The organism is Acinetobacter sp. yr461, from assembly GCF_900110445.1.
GTDB classification, from domain to species: Bacteria; Pseudomonadota; Gammaproteobacteria; order Pseudomonadales; family Moraxellaceae; genus Acinetobacter; species Acinetobacter calcoaceticus.
The window spans coordinates 101806-125727 of record NZ_FODU01000001.1; the positions used below are offsets into that span (position 1 = coordinate 101806).

16 protein-coding genes and 1 pseudogene are annotated in these 23922 nt (G+C 36.3%); 16 read left to right on the forward strand and 1 reads right to left on the reverse strand.

The genetic code is table 11. The annotated features are described in order from the left end of the window. Positions 1–31: 31 nt before the first annotated feature. The 11 genes and pseudogenes from BMW38_RS00545 (at position 32) to BMW38_RS00600 (ending at position 18385) form a co-directional block, all read left to right on the forward strand. Positions 32–928 (forward strand): LysR family transcriptional regulator, encoded by an 897-nt coding sequence (locus BMW38_RS00545; RefSeq protein WP_092705415.1) that lies wholly within the window; start codon positions 32–34, stop codon positions 926–928. Between the two features lie 103 nt (positions 929–1031). Then, positions 1032–4229 carry a type VI secretion system Vgr family protein gene (locus BMW38_RS00550; RefSeq protein WP_092705416.1) on the forward strand — a complete coding sequence of 1066 codons (3198 nt, stop codon included), beginning with the start codon at positions 1032–1034 and terminating at the stop codon, positions 4227–4229. 9 nt (positions 4230–4238) lie between these two features. Next, positions 4239–9083: an RHS repeat-associated core domain-containing protein gene (locus tag BMW38_RS00555; RefSeq protein ID WP_092705417.1), complete on the forward strand. Its 4845-nt coding sequence runs from the start codon at positions 4239–4241 to the stop codon at positions 9081–9083. A gap of 11 nt (positions 9084–9094) precedes the next feature. Further along, complete coding sequence (locus BMW38_RS00560; RefSeq protein ID WP_092705418.1) at positions 9095–9619, forward strand: SMI1/KNR4 family protein; 525 nt, start codon at positions 9095–9097, stop codon at positions 9617–9619. A gap of 137 nt (positions 9620–9756) precedes the next feature. Then, complete coding sequence (locus BMW38_RS00565; protein WP_092705419.1) at positions 9757–10254, forward strand: hypothetical protein; 498 nt, start codon at positions 9757–9759, stop codon at positions 10252–10254. A 72-nt stretch (positions 10255–10326) separates the two neighbouring features. Next, positions 10327–10791 carry an SMI1/KNR4 family protein gene (locus BMW38_RS00570; RefSeq protein ID WP_092706070.1) on the forward strand — a complete coding sequence of 155 codons (465 nt, stop codon included), beginning with the start codon at positions 10327–10329 and terminating at the stop codon, positions 10789–10791. Positions 10792–10960: 169 nt separating this feature from the next. Next, the gene (locus BMW38_RS00575; protein ID WP_092705420.1) at positions 10961–11356 is read left to right on the forward strand and encodes a hypothetical protein; all 396 of its coding nucleotides are present in this window, start codon (positions 10961–10963) and stop codon (positions 11354–11356) included. A gap of 35 nt (positions 11357–11391) precedes the next feature. Continuing rightward, positions 11392–11796, forward strand: a complete 405-nt coding sequence (locus BMW38_RS00580) for a hypothetical protein (protein ID WP_092705421.1) — start codon at positions 11392–11394, stop codon at positions 11794–11796. Between the two features lie 120 nt (positions 11797–11916). After that, positions 11917–12255 (forward strand): annotated as a pseudogene (locus BMW38_RS00585) (hypothetical protein); the annotation flags it as partial. Positions 12256–12600: 345 nt separating this feature from the next. After that, positions 12601–15381, forward strand: coding sequence for a DUF2345 domain-containing protein (locus BMW38_RS00595; protein ID WP_092705422.1), 2781 nt, complete (start codon positions 12601–12603; stop codon positions 15379–15381). A 7-nt stretch (positions 15382–15388) separates the two neighbouring features. Continuing rightward, on the forward strand, positions 15389–18385 hold the full coding sequence (locus BMW38_RS00600; protein WP_092705423.1) for a hypothetical protein: 2997 nt from the start codon (positions 15389–15391) through the stop codon (positions 18383–18385). Positions 18386–18407: 22 nt separating this feature from the next. Here the strand turns inward: BMW38_RS00600 and BMW38_RS00605 are convergent, their stop codons facing one another. Further along, positions 18408–19379 carry a formylglycine-generating enzyme family protein gene (locus BMW38_RS00605; protein WP_244524322.1) on the reverse strand — a complete coding sequence of 324 codons (972 nt, stop codon included), beginning with the start codon at positions 19377–19379 and terminating at the stop codon, positions 18408–18410. A 750-nt stretch (positions 19380–20129) separates the two neighbouring features. On the opposite strand from BMW38_RS00605, the gene BMW38_RS00610 reads away from it, so the two are divergent. The 5 genes from BMW38_RS00610 (at position 20130) to tssE (ending at position 23921) form a co-directional block, all read left to right on the forward strand. Continuing rightward, complete coding sequence (locus BMW38_RS00610; protein WP_092705425.1) at positions 20130–20819, forward strand: hypothetical protein; 690 nt, start codon at positions 20130–20132, stop codon at positions 20817–20819. A 16-nt stretch (positions 20820–20835) separates the two neighbouring features. Continuing rightward, positions 20836–21339 carry a type VI secretion system contractile sheath small subunit gene (tssB, locus tag BMW38_RS00615; protein WP_003651049.1) on the forward strand — a complete coding sequence of 168 codons (504 nt, stop codon included), beginning with the start codon at positions 20836–20838 and terminating at the stop codon, positions 21337–21339. Next, on the forward strand, positions 21332–22813 hold the full coding sequence (tssC, locus tag BMW38_RS00620) for a type VI secretion system contractile sheath large subunit (RefSeq protein ID WP_017389328.1): 1482 nt from the start codon (positions 21332–21334) through the stop codon (positions 22811–22813). Before tssB ends, tssC begins: the two co-directional genes overlap by 8 nt. A gap of 49 nt (positions 22814–22862) precedes the next feature. Next, on the forward strand, positions 22863–23366 hold the full coding sequence (locus tag BMW38_RS00625; protein WP_003651052.1) for an Hcp family type VI secretion system effector: 504 nt from the start codon (positions 22863–22865) through the stop codon (positions 23364–23366). A 78-nt stretch (positions 23367–23444) separates the two neighbouring features. Continuing rightward, complete coding sequence (gene tssE, locus BMW38_RS00630) at positions 23445–23921, forward strand: type VI secretion system baseplate subunit TssE (protein ID WP_002048404.1); 477 nt, start codon at positions 23445–23447, stop codon at positions 23919–23921. The last annotated feature ends 1 nt before the right edge of the window (position 23922 follow it).

The following is a 23922-nucleotide window of genomic DNA, read 5'->3' on the forward strand; positions in this document are numbered from 1 at the left end:
TGTTTAATAATTTCAAACAATCGGCTGAATTGTGCAAAAAAATCTCAAGCAAATTACCAGTTTTTTACAAGTTGTCGATTCCGGGTCTTTTACTAAGGCCGCCGAAATTTTGGGACTGAGCCGATCAATGGTCAGTATTGATATAAAACAATTAGAAAAGCAGTTAAATACAAGCCTCTTAATTCGAAATACCCGTAATATTGCATTAACTGAAATAGGTCAGCATTTTTATCAAGATTTTAAACAAATCCTGCTTCAGATTGATGAGGCTTTTGAACGAAGCCAACATTTAGGAACAAGCATTACAGGCACTTTACGTTTTTCATCAACCAATGAATTTGGTCAACGTTTTATTCTGCCTTTACTTCCTGAGTTTTGTCGGCTTTACCCACATTTACGCTTACAGTATTCGTTTAATTCATCTCTCGATGATTTAGTCACTGAAAAATTAGATCTTGTTATACGGCTAGGAAATTTAAAGAATTCATCTCTAAAAACTCGAAAAATTGGGGAATATCCAATTTATATAGTTGCCACTCCGCAATTTATACAAAACCATTCTGTAAAAAATATATCCGATTTGGCAGATGTTCCGTGGATTGGTCACACCTTATTAAATTGGCAAGATTCGCAATATATTTTGCAAAATAGTTTAGGCGAGCAATATTCATTACCTTTTATTCGAAGTCAGTATGAATCAAATTCGGTAACAGCAATTCATCAAATGGCTCTTTCATCCTTAGGTATTGCGATTTGTCCTGCATGGTTAGTTGATGAAGATATTCAACAAAACCGCTTAATTCGGTTATTCCCTGATTTCTCGTTACCGCTACAAAATATTCAATTACTTTACCCTAGTACTTCTAATTTACCGGCCAAAACTCGGGCATTTATAGATTTTTTGGTGGCCCGTCTTTCTTTTAGATAAACTAAAAAATATGTAAGTTATGAACGATAAGCTATTTTATATAAATAGACAATTCTGTCTGTTTTTTATAAAATAGCGCTGATTATGACTCAATTTTATAATAATGATGTCCCATAAAATATTTCAAATTTTAGATAGTTTAGGTTTGGTTGCACAGAATCGTGTACTTCATGTGCAATTTTCCAACCCATCATTAAACAATCAAGTCTTCTTGCAACGTATTGAAGGCGAACATACGCTCAACCAAGGCAGCGTTGCTGAGCTACTGTGTCTGTCGACTAACGCACACATCGCATTAAAACAATTTATTGGCTGTCAGGTTGCCGTCGATCAGGTCACTGACATGGGCCAGTTCTTTAGAACTACAGGCATTATTACCGAAGCGAGCCAAGGGCAAAGCGACGGCTCACTTACTATTTATAACCTGACCTTAAAAGACCCAACTGCACTTTGGCATAAACGCCGCAATAGCCGCGTGTTTATGAATAAAAGTGTGCGCGATATTAGCGAAATTTTGTTTAAAGAATGGCAGGGTAAAAGCCCATTATTTGCCTCAAGCTTAACGCTCGACACGGCAGGCTTAACTAAAGACTACGATGTGCGTCCATTTGTGATGCAGTCAAACGAAAGCGATTATGACTTTTTAACCCGTTTGTGGCGTAGCGAAGGCATTAACTGGCTAGTCGACGAATCGCAGCTTTTGGTCGCTGACCCAAATGCATCCATTCAGCCGCAAGTCTTACGTTTAATTGATGATAACCAAAATTATCAGGCCCTTGAGCGCCGTAGCCTACGCTACCAACGTAGTAGTGCTACAGAACAGTTCGATACCATTACCCAAGTTAAAGCTGAACGCCGCTTACAACCAACTTCGGTTCATGTGCAACGCTGGCAAGCCGATGCCTTACAACAAGAAGAAGGTAGCGGCAGCGTACAAGGCACCCAAAAGCACAGCGAACACTATGACAATGCTAGCCTGAACCTTGAAGATGCATGGCACGTTAGCCCCGCTTGGATGCAAGACCTAAAAGGTGAAGACCAAGCCACAGCTTCCGGGAATAGCCAGATTGAACAGCTCAACCAGCACATTAATGCTTATCATCACCTGAGTTCGAAACAGTTTACGGTTTCGGGCAACGTCCGCGATGCACAGGTCGGTTATTGGTTTGAACTGAATGATCATCCAGAACTTGACCAACATGACAGTGCCGACAAAGAATTTTTAATCTTAAGCAAACACTACTATAACCAGAATAATTTACCGAAAGAATTACAACAGCAACTTGAGCGTCTATTACCAAAAGACAAGCTCAAGGCAGCCCAACTCGACACGCAAAACCCTGAGCAGCGCCACTTTGCTGAACTCAATGTCGTTCGACGTAACATAAAAGCTGTGCCTGAGTATAGCCCGCTACAACACCGACCAGCTGCTTACCCGCAGCGCGCTAGAGTGGTGGGATTAGAGGGTGAAAGCATTCATGTTGACCAGTGGGGACGTATTAAAGTCCGCTTCCTGTTTACTCGAACTGATGACCATAGCCATGACGGTGGAGCGGGAAGTAACGACAATGATACCGACTCGGCTTGGGTAGATGTGCTCACCCCGTGGGCGGGTGCAGGTTACGGTGCACGCTTCTTGCCACGTGTCGGTGAGATTGTTGTCATCGACTTCTTTGACGGCAACATTGACCGCCCGTTTGTGGTGGGGCGTATTCATGAAGCTGAACGTCACCCCACCCAGTTCGACCAAAAAGGCCAACTGCCCGACACCAAAAAGCTCAGCGGCATTCGCTCCGAAGAAGTCGACGGCAAAGGCTTTAACCAACTACGTTTTGATGATACTACAGGGCAAATCAGTGCCCAGCTACAAAGCAGTCATGCAGCTAGTCAGCTAAACTTGGGTAACTTAAGCTATCCAAAAGACAAAGCCGAAAGTGACGGTCGTGGTGAAGGTTTCGAACTCAGAACAGACCAATGGGGTGCGGTAAGAGCTGGCAGTGGTTTACTTGTTAGCACCCACAAACAAGAGCAAGCCCAAGGCGTACACCTAGAGGCAGCTGAGGCCAAACAACAAATCGAAGGCAGCCTCAACATTGCCAAGGCACTCAGCGAAGTTGCTAAAAATCAACAAACTGATCCATTGGAAGTGCTTGAGAACTTAAAAACCTTCATAGAGCAAATTGAAGAAAAAGATCAAGACAAAGCTGCTGCTTTTAAACAAGCCTTGATGATATTAACTGCACCTAACAGTATTGCTCTAGCCAGTAATGAAGACATTCACCTCAGCGCAGATGCTCAGTTAAGCCAAACTGCTGGAGACAGCATTAGCCTGTCTACACAAAAGAACCTGATTGCGCATGCCCAAAATAAAATCAGCCTTTTCGCAGCGCAAGAAGGGGCAAGGCTGTACGCAGGCAAAGGCAAAGTTGAGATACAAGCACAAGGCGATGGAGCAGATTTAATTGCCCGTAAAGCTGTTCAGATTATTTCAACAGAAGACAAAATTGAAATTAGTGCTTCTAAAGAAATCGTTATCACGGCGGGTGGATCTCAACTCAAGATTAATGGCTCGGGAATTTTCCCTGTCACTGGTGGTAAGTTTGAGGTGAAAGCTGGACAGCATTTGTTTATGGGGGGAGGAAGTGCGAATTTTAGTTCTTCACTACCACCTCCGCCTAAACGTGGGCAGGGTGTGCTCGAGCTTTTACATGACTATTCACATGGTGAGTTTGTTAAAGGTGGAAGTTATACAGTTGTCGACAACTTAGGAAAAGAAGTCACTGGCAAGTTGGATGATAAAGGATTCGCAAGAGTTTCCGGCTTAGCGACAGGTGCAGTGAAAGTCTTCTTTGAGCCAGACCACCGTGATCCTTGGGATACAGCAAGTGATTTTAAACGCCCAGTTGAGTGGCCAAATAAGAATGATGTGGATAATGAGCAATCAGATTCATTAATTGCGCAAATGAGTAAAACAGCCCAGTCCAAACTTGGTGAATTATCTAAACAATTAACCAATCCTGCGAATATTATGAAAAATATTCAAACTGCACAAAGCATAAAATCTGAAGGGGCAAAGGCTTTAATGCCAATGTTAAAAACAGAGGCGAAGGGATTAGTGACTGATCAAGTGAAAAGCTTTTTACCCATTTCAGAAGTAGGCCAAAAAATAGGGAACAATATTGATCTTGCATCAATTCAAAAAATAAATGACTTCAGCAAATTAAGTTCTGTTGATAGCGGTAGTTTGGTTACTAACGCGCTTCCTCAATATTTGCAAAGCCCTTTTAAAAAGAATTCGTAGAGAAATTAAATGTCTGGAAAAACAGAAGTTGTTAAGCCGTTATCAGAAGTTGCTATTAAAGATGTTAGCCATTCAAAACAAAAAATAGATAATTGGTTAAAAAGTCATACTCATCAAATTGTGACATTAGACTTGGTCGCAAGTGTAATGGGGACAATTCCAATTATTGGAAATGTGATGGCTGCCATCGATGTGGTTTCCGACATTTGCTATATCTATGATAAAGGTTTTCAAAATGCCGATATTATGGATTGGACCACAATGGGTATCGACCTTATTGGGGTTGCGCCTATTCCGGGAACAACAGCAATCCGTACTTCTGCTCGTCCAGCCCTGTTTCTAGTCCGTCAAGAAGTTAAACATGTGGGTAAAGCTGCTTTAGGTGAAGCAGTTATTGTGGTGATCTCTAACCATTTAAACGATCAGGTTGCAGGGGACATAGAAAAATTCTGCAAAACTGGGTTAAACAAACTAAATTCAATTTTAGCCACTTGTGGTGGAACTGTCCAAAATGCTACTACACAAATTAATGGCGGAATTGTTCGAGTTGTAACAAAAGGCCAAGTATTTACAAATGCAGGCTCAAATACAAACCGCGCTCAACAGCAAGCTGCCGGTGTTATTAAAGGAATAAAAAGTGGCGACTTAACGCGAGCTGGAAAAAATTTAGTTTACATGACCGAAAACTGGGGGAAGGCTCTTATTAAAACAGGAGCAAACTCCAATGCTAAAGTTGTTACTGCTTTAGTTCCAGCACATTTAAAGCAGCCGATATTAAATGTAGGCGCAACGATTAATAAAATTGGTATCACTGCCAATACTAAAATTAAAGGCTTGGGAAATGCAGCGCAGCCGCAAACAATTGGGTGGCTATTTGATGTATTGAGAATGAGTGCTTCTAAATTCAGGAAAAAGAAACCAGCTCAAGTTAAGCCAACTCAAACTACACAAGTCAAACATGATAAGAAAAATAATAAATTAGAAAAGGCGAATACAGAACATACTGCGACTCATAATGCGAATGCATGTAAAAACTGTAAAGGTGGTGCGACTAAACGATCGATTACCTTTGCCATGGGTACTGAGTTTTTAAACCATACCGATGCACAAATTCACCCGTTACTAATAGAGCAATTTTCGAGAACGTACGTATCGAACTTATATCAGTATGATCAATCGATTTTCGGAGCGCGGTGGATTACACCTTTTACAACCAAGATTGCTCGTTGTTCTAGTTACAACATTAATGAACCTAAAGAACCGATTGAGCAAGAGGGCTGGGAATATATTGGTAGCGATGGCCGTCCTGTTTGTTTACCAGAGCTAAAAGTTGGGCAGAGTTACTATGATGAAGTGGAAACTTTTACTTATACAGTTGTCTCACCTGAAATTAGAGCAGTTTCATATGGTGTTTCAGAAACTCGCTTCTATCAAAAATATAAAAATGAATTTCGTTTAGTCTCCATAGAACGTCAACATGGATTTAGTATTGGACTACGTTATGACTATGAATTAGAAAATGGTGATAGCTATCTATCCGACATTATATTTAAACAGCAACAACAAAATTTGGCGCATGTAGCATTACAAATTAATGATGTGCAAAAAGTTGTTGCAGCTTGGTTGGTTGAAGATGGTCAACTTCTGAGACAACTATCAGCATATCAATATAACGAGCAAGGCGATTTAATTAAGGCAACCAATGAGTTTGCTGCTTCTTATGATTATCAATACCAAGCTCACTTATTGACTCGTTATACTGATCTTACTCAAAGAGGAATGAACTTAAAGTGGGATGGGGTTTTACCTAGCTCAAAAGCGATTGAAGAATGGGCCGATGACTATAGTTCCGCTACTAAATTAGATTGGGATGAAAATGTTCGAGTAACTTCAGTCATGGATATCGATGGTAACGTGACTGAATACTATTATGGTATTACGGGTTACACCTATCGAATTATTTATCCAGACAATTTGCAAGAATGGTTCTTTAGAGACCAAGCAAAAAATATAACATCGCATATTGCTACAGATGGAACAGAAACATCGTATACCTACGACGAACGCGGTAATGTCTTAAGTATGGTTCAGGCCGATGGCTCAACCTTCTATTATGAATATGACGAAAAAGATAATCTGACCGGTTTTGTTGATGCTGAACAGGGGCGTTGGTTTAAAGAATACGATGTTTCGGGAAATATAATTAAAGAGATTGATCCGCTGAAGCGTGAAACAGTCTATGCCTATAATGCAATGGGTTTGGTAACTTCCATTAAAGATGCGAAAGGCGGTAAGAAGACACTTAAATATGATGATCAAGGCAACTTGGTTACGTATACGGATTGTTCGGGTAAAAAAACTCACTGGCACTATGATGACCGCGGGCGCGTCAAATTTATTGAAAATGCTTTAAAGCAAAAAGTTGAATATTTCTATACGGAATTAATTGCTGAACCAAGACAGCCTATAGCAAAAGGGTTGCCGCTGAATGCTTTTGGACAGCTCGAAAAAATTAAACATGCTGATGGGGCTGAAGAGCATTTTATTCATGACGAAGAAGGTCGATTATTAGTTCATATTGACCCTAAAGGCCAGCAGACACGTTATGAATATGATGCGGCTGGTTTAATTACTAAGCGTATTGACCCATTAAATCAAACTTTAAAATATCAATGGGACCGTTTAAGTCGCTTAAAACGTTTAATTAATGAAAATGGCGCAAGTTATGAATTTATTTATGATGTTGCGGGTCGATTAGTAAAAGAAATTGATTTTGATGGTAAAGAAACTGCTTATACGTACGATGAATATAATGGTCGTTTAACTAGTAGCATTGAGGTCGCTTCTGCCTATGGTCAAGATTTCAAAGATCGTGCTGTGCCTAAAGACCGTATTCAGCAATTTATTTTTGACAGTATGGGACGTTTAGAGCAACGTACAGCAGGATATGGCTATCAAGGGCAAGAGCTTGAAGAAAAACAAACAGAAGAATTTTCTTATGATGGCTTAGGTCATTTAGTTCAGGCTAAAAATGCCGAAACTAACTTGCAATGGTTTTATGATGCCGCAGGCAATTTAATTAAAGAACATCATCAAGATGTTGTGACTCAGAAAACTGCTGTGTGGAAACATGTCTATGATGAATTAAATAATCGAACTACAACTATCCGACCAGATGGACAGAAAATAGATTGGCTGACTTACGGGAGTGGACATGTCTATGGCATGGCTTTAAATGGTGAAGATATTGTTAGTTTTGAACGTGATGATTTACATAGAGAGACATTACGACACTATGCAAATGGTCTTAGCCAGCAACAACGTTATGACGAAGTCGGGCGCTTAACTCAGCAATTAATGTTGAATGGGCATGACAAAGGATATCAGGCCCAAACTCAAAATAATGCCATCCAGCATACCAATCAATTGATTGAACGCTTATATCACTACGATAAAACAGGTGAGTTAACCCTCATTAAAGATACACGTCGTGGAACCATTCACTATAAATACGATCCTGTTGGGCGTTTATTAGAAGCGACCAGTAAGCTTGGGAAAGAGACATTTAATTTTGACCCAGCAAGTAATATTCTAGATCGCTATAACAGTACCAAAGAGCAAACTTCACAACATACTACTACTGAAAAAGGTTATGGCTATAACCGCTTAGTCAATAACGTGGTGCAGGAATATCTTGAACAACAATATCAATATGATGCTTTTGGGCAACTGATTCGACAAAAGTCATCACAAGGTGATTTAAATCTTGAGTGGGATGTGTTGGGACGTCTTGTACGTAGCCGAAACAATCAATACACGGCGCATTATCGTTACGATGCGTTAGGCCGACGTATTCAAAAAAGAAGTAAGCACCACCATACAGGGCAAGAGCAGAACATTATTTATGGCTGGGATGGTGATACTTTAGCTTATGAATCTAGCGCTGATATAACAAAACACTATTTCTACGAAAAAGATAGTTTCGTGCCTTTGTTGCAAGCGGCGTATCATCACTCAATTGAGCTGCATCAAACCCAAGACTGGACAGAAAAAACATATAGTATTTATAAAGACCCGTTATGGAATACGGTAAAACAAAGCCAAGGCTTTGATAATGTATGGTTCTATCACTGCGACCACTTAGGCACACCGCAAGAAATGAGTAACCAGACAGGCGCCATTGTCTGGAAAGCTCAATATAAAGCTTGGGGTGAGTGTAAGGTAGAACAGGCTAAATCAGATTTCTTTGAAAAGTCAGAAATTATTAGCAATAACATCCGTTTCCAAGGTCAGTATTTTGATGGCGAAACAGGGCTTCATTACAACCGTTATCGTTATTATTCGCCGTATGTAGGGCGGTTTATTAGTAAAGACCCGATTGGTTTGTTGGGTGGATATAATTTATACCAATACGTAGATAATCCTATAGCTTGGATTGATCCATTTGGTCTACGCAAGAAAAGAGGACGTGATGCACCTAGACACGGACCTTCGGCTGTAGAAAAAGTGAACAATAGAATGCCCATAAACTCATGTTTTGCTGGTAAAACTATGATGGGTAAAGATTTACCTGCCTCAGTGCGTGGTAATTATCCTAATGGAGTTCCTTTTAACATGAAAGGTTTCCCTGATTTTTCTAGATATGCTAAAACTACGGTAAATATTGGTAGTTTTACTAAGGATAGTGTGGATTTCCGCAGTGCAAATGCGAAAATAGGCTTAAGTGGTTCACAAGCACCTGATGGTTTTGTATGGCATCATACGGATAAAAATGGGGTTCTTCAATTAATTCCACGAGATATTCATGATGCTGTGCGTCATACCGGTGGCGCAGCAATTTGTGGTATTAGGTAATAGAGGTTTATATGGAATATAGAAATATAGAGTTTGATAAAATTGCTAAAAGCGAACAGCAATTACAGTCGCTCTCATTTATTGGTATTAATTATGATAAAAAATTAAAAAAAGCATTAACAGAAGAATATAAAAATCCTTCTGTTGTTGATATTAATATGCTTAAAGACTTTGAGGATAAATATAATTTAGTTCTTACGGAAGAATATAAGAATTTTTTATTGGAAACGAATGGTGGAGTACCTTCAAAGAGTATTTTTGATCTTACTAAGAAAAAGGATGTTGTTATAGGACATTTTTTTACATTGTACTCTAAGGTTGAAATGTACACTCTTGAAAACAATAATAATTCTGTAATTTCCTTTCCTGTGGGATATTTTTCAATAGGTGACACAGTGAATGGGGATTATATTTTAATAAATTTAATCATTAATGATAGTGATTATGGTGCAATCTTTATATTCTTTCATGAAAAAGATGAGTTGAAGAAAGTATCTAATTCATTCAATGAGTTTTTAGATAAATTACATGATTGATTTTTAATTTGAGATGTTCTAGAAAATAAAAATTAATTTTAATATATTGAAAGACACCCTTAATTTGGAATAAATCATTTTATTATGATTTTTCAATAATAGGGTGTTTTATATAGGTTAGTTATATGAGTAAATAAATGAAAAGTTGGGATCAAGTGACTAAAGATTCTAGTGATTTTATTTCATTCTTAGAACAAGGAAATTTCTTTAATAAACCATTTCTGATGAGTGGATATTATAAAATCATTACTGATGCTAAGGTTGGTATGAATTATGCTACGAATGATGACTTTGATACTTTTGATGAGTGGGAAACTGTAACGGATACACCCAACGTATTTCCAGATGATTTTGAATGGAATGATAAGATTAAATATAAGTTAAAACAGAATAATTATTTTGATTTTGAACAAAAAGAATTTAATGGTGCTAAAGAAAAATGGGTTTATGGGGGAGCTTGTATACTTACTGAATTAATGTACAGAGATATAGGGATTATTTTTCAGTGTTATGCGAATGATTGTTTCCCAGAAATCTGGAAAAAAATTCTTGAAGTCTATTTAAATGGTGGGTTTCCATGTGGTTGGGATGATCATCTACCTAATGGTAAATTAGTAGTTTACTCAAATAACTGAATTATTTTTTGTTTTATGAAAAGTATAAAGTTTATAATACTTATACTTTTCATAGGTGTTATTAAATTTGAGATGAATAAAATTAAAAAATCTATAAGCTTGTGGAATCTTGATGATAACTATTTGTCTTTTTTAGGTAAATTTAGAGAAATAGAAATTACACCCGATATTATAATATTGGGATATGAAACAGCATTAAAAGAAAATCAACATCTTTATGAAAATTATCCTGAAATTAGTGAGAAAGTTTGGGTGATTGGTCGTGCTAGTCAAGGTGATGAGTGGTTTATAGGTAAGGAAAAAAATAATATCTTGTTTTATGATCATAACCAAGGCGAGTATTTGAAGATTAATCAGTTTCTAGATATGAAAATTAATTTTGAAGACTTTCTTAAAATGGCATTTTCTTATCAAAAACTTGAAGAAGAATTGAATGTGCACGAAGAGCTTAATAAATTTGAACAAGATCAATTTAAGAAATTAGTCAATTCTATTAATGAAGGTTTATATGAAAGATATCCATTTAAATATTTTTAAATTTTTAATTGTATGGAGCCTTGATAATTTTTAGATAAAAATATTTGATACTATTTAATTGTCTTAAATGGAAATGATACAGGGCCATCTGATATCAAAAGATACATAACTAATTTTAAGGTGTTGTTAACTATTTTTTAATGTATAAAGCGTTAACAGGAAAAACTATATGTCACAATTAAATTTTTTACCAATTCACACAAAATTTGGGATTCTTTCATCTCGCACTGATTTTTGGTTAAATGAGTTTAAATTTAATCCACAAGGCAATAACTTAGAAGTTGATTTAACATTTAGTCAGATTAAAAAAGATGAAAAGGGTAAAAGTTTTAAATCGCCTGAGTTGTTATCAATTGTTTTTACAAATGTGAATAATTTTAAAATGTTTCAATATGATGATTTTGAGCATATTTATTCTCATAAATCCAATTCAAATTTAGACTATGCAAATTATGACAAGAATGGCTTGAATCTCTATCTTTTATGGACATATGATCACTGCTTTGAAATATATGCAAAAGGTTATTCTTTTTTACCAACAATAAATGATAGGAGCGTAAGTTAATTAGAAATAGGTTATATAGATTATTATTTAAATATATGAATTTATTAGAAATAATTGAAAATAGTGATGATTCAAAGTTATTGGATTTGAGTTGTGATCAAGATGAAATTACGTTGACTATAGCTCATGATCATTTTGATAAAACTATTCGTATCACTTTTCCTTTTCAAAACTTTTTTAGTAGTTTTTCGAGTAAAAGTGATGGTATATGTTTTTTATCTATTGAAAATATAAAAGACACACTAAATGTAAAAAATGGAGTTTATATTCCTTCTACAGATTTTGGTGATTTTATGTATGACGTGAGAGAAGGTAATAGCAGTGGATATGGTTTGAGAGAAAGTAAATTTAAAATTTTTTTTAAAGTTATAGGAAGTTTTAAAGTAGTCATTCCTGTTGAAAATTTTGAAAAAATCAAAATTGAATTTTTAAATAATTAATAGATAAAGTTTTAAAAGTATTAGTCTGGCTAATGCTTTTAAAACTTAAATAATTCTTAGGTATATTTTTAATATATAGTTGAAAATATTCATAACTTTTTTAACTAACTTGTAGGTTTTGTGAGCTTTTATACGATTTATCCATCTGAGTATATTGATAGAGATTTCTCCTTTGATGTGAAAGGGAAACAAGAAATTATCGTTGATTATTTTAAATTTGATTTAAGTGATAACTTTTTAAAAAATCCTAGAATAAATTTAGATTATGATAATATTTTTTCTGATCAATTAAATGAGATATTAGAGACTGATTTTTATTATTCATCTTCTGGAATTTTACTATTTTCAAAAAGATTTTTTAATGAAATGAAAGAAATTCTTGAAGATGAGAGTGATTTCTATAAGTGCTATATGAAGAATGAAGAGGTAGATATTTATGCTATGTATATTAAGAGAAAAAACAATTTATTAGATGAAGATGACTTCATAAAAAAAGATCTTGTAACAGATGACTTTTTTATTGCTAGAGATACGGATAAACCTTATATCTATGTAGTAAGTCAAAAATTTGTGGATACTATTAATAAATTTAAATTAAAAATGAATTTCTTAGAATACTAAAATATTAACAACTTTTAAAAGTGAACTAATAGCGTAAGTTGTTAATTCACTTTTTTATATTTATCACGAATAGCATTCTCATTCATTCGTGTATTCATATGGTTAAGTTTTTCTTTACAAAATAGACAGATGTTTCTGTATTTTATAAAATAATGCCAATCCTGACAAAATTTTCATAAAAAGATGTTATCTCATATACATAGAATTCTAGAAGATTTGGGTATCAGCTCGCAAAAACGCGTGCTTCATGTTCAATTTTCTAATCCATCGTTGAATACTCAAGTTTTTTTACAAAGTATTGAAGGGCAGCATCAGCTAAATGAAGGACTGACTGCTGATTTATTTTGTCTTTCTACTAATGCCCATATTTCATTAAAACAATTTATTGGTTGTCAGATTGCAGTCGATCAAGTAACTGATCAGGGGCAATTATCTAGAACTACCGGAATTATTACCGAAGCCAGTCAGGGGCAGAGTGATGGTTCATTAACATTGTATAAATTGAAACTACAAGATCCGACCGTGCTATGGCATAAACGCCGAAATAGCCGTGTATTTATGAATAAAAGTGTACGGGACATTACTGAAATTCTATTTACTGAGTGGCAGAACAAAAGCCCGTTGTTTGCTTCTGCCTTAACTTTGGATTTAAAAAACCTAAGCCAAGACTATGATGTTAGACCTTTTGTCATGCAAAGTAACGAAACGGATTATGAGTTTTTAACCCGACTTTGGCGTAGTGAAGGTATTAACTGGTTAATTGATGAAGCTCAGTTGTTTGCCACTAATAGCTCGGATGAGATTCAATCACAAAAGTTACGTTTAATTGATAATAATGAATCATATTTAGCATTAGACCGAAGAAATATCCGTTATCACCGTAGTAGCGCTGTTGAACAACAAGACAGTATGACAAGCCTTGTGGCAACCCGAAACTTGCAATCTACAGCCGTGCATGTACAACGCTGGCAGGCTGATGCCTTAAGTCAAGAAGAAGGCATGGGCAGTGTTCAGTCAAAGCATAGTCATAGTGCTAATCAGGATAATGCGAGTTTAAGTCTAGAACATGCATGGCATGTCAGTCCTGCTTGGATGCAAGACTTAAATGGGGAAGACCAAGCCACCGCATCGGGTCACCAGCAGCTAGAAAAACTCAATCAAAATCTATCTGATTATTATGCATCTCAATCGAAATATTTCCGTGCACAAACCACAGTACGTGATGCGCAAGTTGGCTATTGGTTTGAATTGAATGAACATCCAGAAATAGATACGCATAGCGGATCAGACAAAGAATTTCTGATTATTGGTAAAAGATTCTATTTGCAAAATAATTTGCCTAAAGATTTGCAACAACAAATCAATCAACTTTTTAGTCAAAGCCAATGGCAAAACAATCAATCAGGGCTAAACGACCAGACTGAGCGTCAAGGTAATGAACTCATTTTGTCCCGTAGAAATATTAAAACTGTTCCTGAGTATCATCCGTTAGAGCACCGACCAGCAACTTACCCACAGCGCGCTAGAGTGGTAGGCTTGGAAGGCGAAAGCATTCATGTTGACCAGTGGGGGCGCATTAAAGTCCGTTTCTTATTTACCCGTGGTGACGACCATAACCATGATGGCGGAGCAGGAAGCAACAATAATGACACTGACTCGGCTTGGGTGGATGTATTAACCCCATGGGCTGGCGTTGGTTACGGTGCACGCTTCTTACCACGTGGGGGTGAGATCGTAGTGATCGACTTCTTTGACGGCAATATTGACCGCCCATTTGTGGTGGGTCGTATTCATGAAGCCGAACGTCACCCGACCCAGTTTGACCAGAAAGGCCAATTGCCAGAGACCAAAAAACTCAGTGGTATCCGCTCCGAAGAAGTCGATGGTAAAGGTTTTAACCAACTACGTTTTGATGACACCACAGGGCAAATCAGTGCCCAGCTACAAAGTAGCCATGTGGCAAGCCAACTCAACTTGGGTAACTTAAGCCATCCAAAAGACAAGGCGGAAAGTGATAGCCGTGGTGAAGGTTTCGAACTCAGAACTGATCAGTGGGGTGCAGTCAGAGCGGGAAGTGGCTTACTCATTAGTACCCACAAACAGGATCAAGCTCAAGGTGTACATCTAGACGCAAATGAAGCTAAGCAACAAATCGAAGGCAGCCTTAACAATGCTAAAGCACTCAGTGAAGTGGCTAAAAATCAGCAAACTGACCCGTTAGATATGCTTGAGAATATTCAGACTTTCTTAGAAATTCTTAAACAAGAAGATCCTAAAAAGGCTGCTGAGTTTCAATCAGCGGTAATGGTGTTGGCATCTCCAAAAAGTATTGCTGTAAGTAGCAATGAAGATATACATTTCAGTGCAAATGGTCAGCTTACTCAAAGTGCAGGAGATAGTATTAATATCAGTACGCAAAAGAATATAGTGAGTCATGCGAGCCAAAAAATTAGTCTATTTGCAGCCCAACAAGGCGCTCGCCTTTTTGCTGGTCAAGGTAAAGTAGAAATTCAGGCGCAAGGTGATGCCTTAGATGTGATTGCTCGAAAAGGTGTGCAGATTATTTCAACCGAAGACACGGTTTTTATTACTAGTCCAACTGAAATTAATCTGACCGCAAATGGATCTCAAGTTAAGTTGAATGGTTCAGGCATTTTCCCTGTTACAGGCGGTAAGCTTGAGGTGAAAGCTGGTCAGCATTTGTTTATGGGGGGAGAACAAGTTACTCCTCCTAAAAAGCAGGAAAATAAACCTTATTATTTGACTTTTGAAATTACTGATTTAGATGGAAAGCCAGCGAAAAATGTAGAGTATATTGCTTTTAGAATGGATGGTAGCCGGCAAAAGGGGCGAACTAATGCCCAAGGTTTAACTCAAAGATTTGAAACTGATGGCTCAGAACAAATTTCCATTCATATTAGTGATGAAAATGCTTCTAAATATAAACTAGCGGCAAAAGGTTAGAGATATAATGAATCCTTATACTACTTTTGAATATACAATAGTTTTCTATAATCAAAGAAATAAAGAATTACCAAATGTAAAATACAGCATAATCTTTTTCTGTGAAGATGGGACGAAAGAGACTTATAAGGGTGCTACAAACCCAAAAGGACAAACAAAACCAATTTCATTAAATCAAAATGGAAAATTGCATATTTTTGTTGAGGGGCATGAAACTATTTTCAGCCCTAAGAAGACTATAAAGCCTATTTTGGCTGAAGGAAGCAATATAGTTGAAGTAAATGCCATAAGCCTTAATCAAAATGCTTTTTTCTTAACAAAAGCTCAGTATGAACTCAAGCAGAGAAAAGCAAATAAAGATTTGGAAGAGCTAAGAAAAAATGCTAAATCAGTTAAACAAAAAAACTTTTTTAATTTGTCAAAAATACAACCAACTTTTCCTTTGGATTTAGCAGAAGAATTAAATGAAAGAATTAATATGTCTTATGAGGAATATAAAAAAAAGAATACTCATGTCGTAAAAAAAACAAAATATCTTAAGTTTAAAAACTATGCTTTATATAGATTTATTGATAGTGCAGGAAATGGGATTCCAATTGTAGATTATCAAATTTTTGCTCAAGATCAGAGTAAACCCTTAGTTAATTTGAAGCCTGGCCCACCTGATAAAAAAGGGTATACTCAATTAGCTTATACGTATTTGAAGAGTAGAGTTACATATACTTTAGGAACCACAAAAAAAAATAGTGAATGGTATGAGCCAATAACTTGTGTAGATAAACAAGTTATTTATCAAATTATTTTTCCTACTTCAACAGCGGTAACTCAGCCTGATATTAATCATAAGGAAAATATGGGTGCAAGACAAAAACCACCTATTGTGATTAACCCTTGCACGAATGAAGTGCTTGTTTTACCGCCCGCAGTCTATGCTGAATTTGATAAAAAAACCAAGATATTATCTGATGCAGTGAAGGAAGTTCATAAATCTAATAAGGATCTAACACAAGCAATCCAAAGTCGTGATTTAGAAGAAATTAAAGAATTGGAAAAGCGTTTAAATATAAATCAGGAAAAAGCCATTGAAAAGATTAATGGTGAATTTAAGCAAAGAGCTGATTTAAGAGAAGTCTGGGTAGTTGAGAGCACGGGTAAAACAAACGAACAAGCATCTAAATATAATTTAAAACGACGTTATTTAAAAGTTACTGAATATGAGGAGTTAAAAGCAAAGCGTAGGAACCCTCAGACAAGTGTAGATGTAACCGCGAATCAATATACAGTACAACAACCTGCACAAATCCGTAGTAGTTTCGAAAAAATTTCGCAGCAACTTTTGACAGCAAAAGGGAGTGTTGGAAGTGATGAGAAAGCTGTTTATAACCTAATAGGAGGTTTGGGTGGGGAAATTGCAGAAGAATACAAAAATAGTAGAGATATTACAGTTACCCAAGAAGCACAATGGATGCGCATGGTCGCAGGGGCAAGTGGTGAAGGTTCAATAAGTGCTGCGCCGAAAGGTGTAAGTATTAAGGCTTCTGGAGATATGTCGACTAAATGGACATTATTTGAAGGAGTGAAAGAGTGGCGTAAATTTTATCCTTGTGAAACAGGCTGGAAACTTGAATATGATAACTATGATTTAGGAACAATCCGTTTTTTAATTGGGGCTGAGATATCTGGTTTTTCAGGAGCAAATTTAGGGATCGCTGGTAATCTATCCGTTGATATTTCTTATCAAGGCACAACTCAGGTCATAAAGGCTGCTGTAAGACCAACAGAAAGATCAATGAGTCAGATGGTAGATCGTAATAAAAAGCCTATGTTTCAACCTGCGCAAGGAAGTTTGAAAATAATTGGTGATAATCGGGAAAATGCACAGAATCAGGGAAATATTGGTATTAATGCATTTGCTGGAGCTCAAATACAAGGTTTACTTAAAGGGGCTATAGAGTGGTTTAAGCCTAAAGGTGATGGTAGTGGTGAGGGCGAGTTTGTGGCAATCGCTTCAGCTGCAGCTGGGGGGGGAGTTAGTATGGGAGCAGGTGCGCAAGGCCAATTTCAAATTGGTTATGACCCTGATTCAGGCAATTTTAAAATATTGGTAGCAGCTCATTTGTGTTGGGGCGTGGGAGCAAAAGGAGTTGCATCATTTGTTGTGGGCACGGAGCATTTATTGAGTTATCTTGGTTTTGTTAAATCACAAGTTGCTCATGCAGGATTTAAGACACTACTATACATAAATGAAGCGGCATTTTTGTTGGCCGCACAAATTTTAGCTTATTGTATAGGTGAGAACCATCCTGTAACAGAAAATATAAAAAAAATATCAGAACTATATGGGGAGTGGCTTGATAGGTTGGACATAGATCAAGGGCGTTATAAAACTGCGCAAAATATAAACTCTAGTTCAGGGAAAAAAGAATTACTTTATGCAACGCCTGAAACTAAAGGAATTTTACTTTATGCGGTAACTCATTGGACGGATCGCACAGCCCCTATTTTTGATATGAACGTTAAATTCTCAGATATGAAAATTGAATTTTTCCCAACTCGAAAAACAGCGGTGATTAATATCTTAAAAACATGTATTTCTACAGAAGAATGGGAAAATACAATTCAGCATATTAATCCACAAGGAGTAAAACTTACTAAAAGTCAATTAGGTAAGGTAGAGGGGGATATTATTCGTTTCCTTAATTATGGAAGTGATGAAAAGTACGCTGAAGATATAATCCGTTGTTTAAATTCTGGTATCGAATATAAAGGTACCCAAATTAATACATGGCTTCAGGATTATTTAAAATATCGTAAAGGAGCAAAAAAGATAGCAGGTTCTTTGAATTATATGTTGGTAAAAAATCAGGATGATATTCGTTTTAGACAGCTGCAAATACAGCAAGCAGTGTGGGATGGCAAGGAAGATATGACTCTCATGGCGAGTAATCAAGATATTCTGAAACCTTTTGATGATGCTTCTGAAGGTAAAGTATATAAGACTTAGTCGCCTTATATACTTTTGTCTTTTAGTAATTAATAGCACATCGTACAGAATTCAACCTGTTTAAATCTATATTATATTTTTTAATATCAGGATCATTTGATAATTTGGGATCTTCAATAGGATGAAGTGCATGTCGACTAAAGGTAAATCCTCCAAACATTTGTAAGTTCTGACCATCAGACGGCTCTGAGCTTCTTACGACCTTTAGAGTTCCTGTTTTAGGACCCTGAGGGTTTTTTTCTGGAGATTTGCTGTAATATAGAGGGTCATACCAATCTAGCATCCACTCATAATTATCAGTAATCATGTCATATAAACCTAACGGTGTGGCGGGAAATTGTTGGAGAATAGAAATAGCTTTATTCGCATGATATCGTTGTTTTGAAAGACTACGTTGTTGAAAGCTCCAAACGTTTTTACCACTATTAATACTACCGTTATTTGTTGGATAAAGAATGTATTGTCCACGATTTCTTGCTGCATATTCCCATTGCGCTTCGGTAGGTAAATCCATTTTTAAATTTAATTGTTTTCCTAACCACTGACAGTAGTTTCGTGCTTGCTGCCAATTGATGCCTGCCGCAGAATCAGGAATACGATATTTTTTTGAAATGTTATCAAATTTTCCTACTTGGTTTTGCCCAGTAACTTCGGTGTATACATCAAAGTCAGCATAAGTTGCTTTTGTTGCGCTTAATGCATAATTATCTAAAGTAACTTTGTGTAAAGGTTTGCTATCTGCATCACTATCGTAGGGTAATTTGTCTGGGCTTTTTTGCTCGCCAAAATCCCCCATCATAAAAGTACCACCTTTAATCTCTACAAGATTCTTTTTGGTTTTATCAAGTAGTTGTTGCAACTTCTTTTGCTGCTCTGATGAGAGATTTTGGTTGGTCGTTGGGGTTTCTATTTGCTGTGTATTATTTGTTGATTTAGCACACGCGCTTAAAGCAAGGCTTGAAAATAAAACAACAGCTATATTCTGTTTCATCATTTTGTTGGAAATCATTAGGTTGAATATTGATAAAACTATTTTAATAAGAGATGTAAAAGATATAAAGAGCGGTTTTGTTATTCAACTAAATGAATAATCAGCATAGTTTATAAAAAAATAAAAGAACTAAGATATTTTATAATTCTTTACCTTATGCTTACAAAAACAAACTTAATTTTTTTGCTTCTAGATTTTTGATGAAAATATATTGAAAAAGCATGCTTAGGGGCGGGAGTGGTACTTTTTAACCTTTATCATGGAAACTAAATTTATTTAAAAAGTATAATAGATAGACAGATTAGTCTTGACAAGTTTCATGGTTTTTTGTAGCGCAATTTTTTACTATAATTTTTGATGGTTTGTTCGTAACCAAATAGAAGCACCTTGTAGTTAATATAAACTTAAATATTGTTAAGCAAATGTTTCAAAAAAACTAAATAAATGATATTTAAATAAATTTTTCATTCAGTTTTTATTTTTATTTATTTGATTAAAATCAACAACTTATTTTTAATTACAAAAAATAACAATATTATATTTTTATAAGAATAACTTTATTAAGCTATATTTTATAACCATCTTAACTATTTACTTTTAGTTTAAGTTGATATGATTTTTATATAAAATATGTTTGTTTATATGATAAACTGCGCATAAATTTTTTGAATATAAGGTTTATAGTCTGATTTTTTAATGTTTTCTCAATATTAACTTTTCAGTAAAGCCTTGAATAAATAAGAAAACAGAGGAATGAAAGTTGTGTTGAAACGAAGTATTTTGATACTTTTTCTGACTGGAAACATTATCGGTCTATCAGGTGCTCAAGCAGCAGAACTAGAGCCTGTAAAACTTAAAAAAAGTTGTATTAAAAAGAATCCGTTAGCAGAAGGCCAAAATGATCCTGAGCTATTGAATATTTTTAAGCAAGTTTGTGATAGTGATAATACGACTCAAAAAAATGATTTATTAGCTAAAGCAGCCATGCGGTTTTATCAAACCAATCAACCAGTTAAGGCTTTGAATTTGGCTAGTCAATTGCAAAGTCAAAATATACGCGGTTCATTAATAACAGATGTTTTATTTTTATCTGGTGTAAGCATTGCAAATAACTCATTGCAGCAAATGCGAAGTCAGGAAATGCGTTATTTAAGCAACGATGTAACGTACCCACCCGCTAAACAATTAATTGAAAATATTCATATTTCAATGCCTGCGCCTGATACTTCAAATGTTAAGGCTGCTACAGAAGGTGGCTCAGTTGATAACGAACGAAGAAGTTATAAAAAACAAACTGTAACACGTAACAGAGTTACTACTTCCAGAACAGCAACTAAACGAGTAGCAACTCCAGCAAAAGCAACTGCGGTTAAACAAAAAACTGCCCCTGTAGCCAATGTTAATAAATCAAAAAGTTCGCCTTTTGACCCTTTAATTAAATAATCAGGAATAGAATCTTATGGCTAAGAGAGAAAGCGTACAAAAGAAGCTTCAGCGAATTCGACCTCCACGTGTTCAGCTTACATATGATGTTGAAATTGGTGATGCAAAAGAAGCGAAGGAACTACCATTTGTTGTTGGTGTGATGGGTGATTTTTCGGCAGCATCTGAGCTTGAACGTACAAAATTAAAAGATAAAAAATTCATCAATGTCGACTTAGATAATATTGATGAAGTTATGGAGTCATTGTCTCCAAGAGCAGCTTTTCAGGTAGATAATACGCTAACGGAAGAGGGCGGGAGAATTGCAGTTGATTTAACATTTAAGTCAATGGAAGATTTTCGCCCAGAAAATGTTGTTCAACAGGTTGACCCATTAAAGAAACTGGTTGAAGCACGTGAGCGTTTAACTGATTTGAGAAATAAGATTTCGAATAGTGAGCGTTTAGAAGACTTACTTGATGAAGTGCTTAAGAGTACTGATCAGATCCGTAAATTAAGTGCGGAGGCTGATCATGAATAATACTCAATCTGCAGCAATGTCACTTGTTGAAAATGAACAAGTTAATCTTTTAGACTCGATTGTTGAAGAAAGCCGTATTGCCCGAAATGAAGAAGAACATTCGCGTGCAAAAAGCTTAATCGGTGAACTTGCTAAAGAAGTAATGGCAGGAACAATTACAGTTTCTGAAAATATGACTTTATCAATTGATAAGCGTATTGCCGAAATTGATGCACTGATTTCAAATCAATTAAGTCAGATCATGCACAATGAGCAATTCCAAAAGATTGAGTCAACTTGGCGTGGTCTTTACTACTTCTGTCAAGAAACACCATCTAATCCGCTCATTAAAATACGTATGTTAAATACGACTAAAAAAGAGTTGGTAAAAGATTTCCAAGGTGCTACAGACTTTGATCAAAGTACTTTGTTCAAAAAAATCTATGAAGAAGAGTATGGGTCTTTTGGTGGTGCACCATATTCAGCACTCATTGGTGATTTTGAGTTTGACCGTACGCCTTCTGATATGTATTTGCTTGAGCAAATCTCTCATGTAGCAGCAGCAGCTCACGCACCATTTGTTTCAGCTGCTAGCCCAAGCATTTTGGGTCTTGAGTCATTTACAGACATTGATCGCCCTAGAGATGTTTCAAAAATCTTCGAAACGGCTGAATATGTTCAATGGCGTTCATTCCGTGACAGTGAAGACTCTCGTTATGTCGCATTAACATTGCCGCATGTGCTTGGTCGTCTTCCTTACCATCCAAAAGAAGGAACAGCTACAGAAGGGTTTAACTTTGCTGAAGATGTTTCAGGTGCAAACCACAACGAATATTTGTGGATGAATGCTGCTTATGCTTTCGGTACGCGTTTAACAAATGCATTTGATATGCATGGTTGGTGTGCTGCAATTCGTGGTGTTGAAGGTGGTGGTCTAGTAGAAGGCTTGCCAGTTCATACGTTTAAAACACAAGATGGCGAAGTGGTATTCAAGTGCCCTACAGAAATTGCGATTACTGATCGCCGTGAAAAAGAATTAAGCGATTTGGGCTTTATTCCTTTAGTGCATTGTAAAAATACCGATTACGCTGCTTTTTTTGGTGCGCAATCAACTCAAAAACCTAAAAAATATGACAATGATACAGCAAATGCTAACTCTGCTTTATCAAGTCAAATTCAGTACATCATGGCCGTTTCACGTATTGCTCATTATTTAAAAGCAATGATGCGAGATAAAGTGGGTAGCTTTGCTTCTGCTGGAAATGTTGAAGCATTCTTAAATGAGTGGTTGTCACAGTATGTATTGCTGGATGATGGTGCTTCTCAAGAAGCGAAAGCTCAATACCCACTACGTGAAGCGTCTGTAAAAGTTGTAGAAGATCCTGCTCAACCAGGTCACTACAAATCTGTGGTTTTCTTACGACCACATTTCCAGCTGGACGAGTTGTCAGTTTCTTTGCGACTTGTCACTGAGTTACCTCAGTCCTCAAATTAATAAAGGTCAGCGAAAGAATAACTTTAAATTAAAAATAGGAAAGTTCTAAATGAAAGATATATACGTTGAGTTTCGCGGTAAGTATAAAGTTGATGGCGAGTCTCGTGATTCTGAGCACAAAGGCTGGTTAGAAGTTAACTCTTGGTCTCACAACATTCGTCAACCTAAATCTGCTACTTCAAGTAGTGTTGGTGGTCATACTGCTGAACGTGTTGAACATTCAGATATGCTTTTTATTAAAGACCTAGATGCAACTAGCCCGAAATTATGGGAAGCATGTTCAGCTGGTTATACATTTGATGAAGTACAAATTGATTTTTATCGTGCGAATGGCGACAAACGCATCAAGTACTTACAAATTAAATTGAAGCATGTTCTTGTTTCTAGTGTAACTCCAACAGTTAACGAAGAAGGTGTTCCAACTGAAGCGTTTGGTTTGAAATACGCAGCTGTTGAGTGGACATATAACCAACAAGATATTAACGGTACTGCTAAAGGTGCTGTTACTAAGAAATGGTCACTTTCTAATAATACTGCTTCTTACGCAGCATAATTATTTAAGTGAATATTTGGTGGAGGCTGACATAAAGTTAGCCTCTGCTGTCTTTAACCATGCTTGTTGTGAACTCGAATGAATTTAGATCGGCTTTATCCATACGGATTTCGTTCAACTCTGTTTGATCGTTTAATTCCTGAAAGTGAAGATTATGCAAAAGGTCTTTCTATTCAGCAATTAAGAGAATCGGTAGCGAAAGATTTAGAAGACTTGCTAAATAGTCGGGTCGCTAAATTGGACCACGTGGTCGATGATTATCCGCTAGTTAAAAAATCTATACTTCAGTTCGGGATTATTGATTTTGTGGGGCTTTCTACAGCCAATCCACTAGATCGAGATAAGATTTGCCAATCAATTGAACAATCAATTGCAGCTCATGAGCCCAGATTAAGACAAATACGGGTAGAGATGTTGTTGGATGGACATAATATGGGGGCATTGTGTTTAAGCATTCAGGCTTATCTAAATATTCATCCACTGTATGAACCTGTCGTTTTTGATGCATTGCTAAAACCGACAACGCAACAATATGTAATTTCGGCGAGAACCTAGG

Excerpts from the sequence above, each read along its gene's own strand:
- BMW38_RS00550 (WP_092705416.1), top strand. The coding sequence starts at position 1,032 with ATGATGTCCCATAAAATATTTCAAATTTTAGATAGTTTAGGTTTGGTT.
- BMW38_RS00555 (WP_092705417.1), top strand. The coding sequence starts at position 4,239 with ATGTCTGGAAAAACAGAAGTTGTTAAGCCGTTATCAGAAGTTGCTATT.
- BMW38_RS00560 (WP_092705418.1), top strand. The coding sequence starts at position 9,095 with ATGGAATATAGAAATATAGAGTTTGATAAAATTGCTAAAAGCGAACAG.
- BMW38_RS00565 (WP_092705419.1), top strand. The coding sequence starts at position 9,757 with ATGAAAAGTTGGGATCAAGTGACTAAAGATTCTAGTGATTTTATTTCA.
- BMW38_RS00570 (WP_092706070.1), top strand. The coding sequence starts at position 10,327 with ATGAATAAAATTAAAAAATCTATAAGCTTGTGGAATCTTGATGATAAC.
- BMW38_RS00575 (WP_092705420.1), top strand. The coding sequence starts at position 10,961 with ATGTCACAATTAAATTTTTTACCAATTCACACAAAATTTGGGATTCTT.
- BMW38_RS00580 (WP_092705421.1), top strand. The coding sequence starts at position 11,392 with ATGAATTTATTAGAAATAATTGAAAATAGTGATGATTCAAAGTTATTG.
- BMW38_RS00595 (WP_092705422.1), top strand. The coding sequence starts at position 12,601 with ATGTTATCTCATATACATAGAATTCTAGAAGATTTGGGTATCAGCTCG.
- BMW38_RS00600 (WP_092705423.1), top strand. The coding sequence starts at position 15,389 with ATGAATCCTTATACTACTTTTGAATATACAATAGTTTTCTATAATCAA.
- BMW38_RS00605 (WP_244524322.1), bottom strand. The coding sequence starts at position 19,379 with ATGATGAAACAGAATATAGCTGTTGTTTTATTTTCAAGCCTTGCTTTA.
- BMW38_RS00610 (WP_092705425.1), top strand. The coding sequence starts at position 20,130 with ATGAAAGTTGTGTTGAAACGAAGTATTTTGATACTTTTTCTGACTGGA.
- tssB (WP_003651049.1), top strand. The coding sequence starts at position 20,836 with ATGGCTAAGAGAGAAAGCGTACAAAAGAAGCTTCAGCGAATTCGACCT.
- tssC (WP_017389328.1), top strand. The coding sequence starts at position 21,332 with ATGAATAATACTCAATCTGCAGCAATGTCACTTGTTGAAAATGAACAA.
- BMW38_RS00625 (WP_003651052.1), top strand. The coding sequence starts at position 22,863 with ATGAAAGATATATACGTTGAGTTTCGCGGTAAGTATAAAGTTGATGGC.
- tssE (WP_002048404.1), top strand. The coding sequence starts at position 23,445 with ATGAATTTAGATCGGCTTTATCCATACGGATTTCGTTCAACTCTGTTT.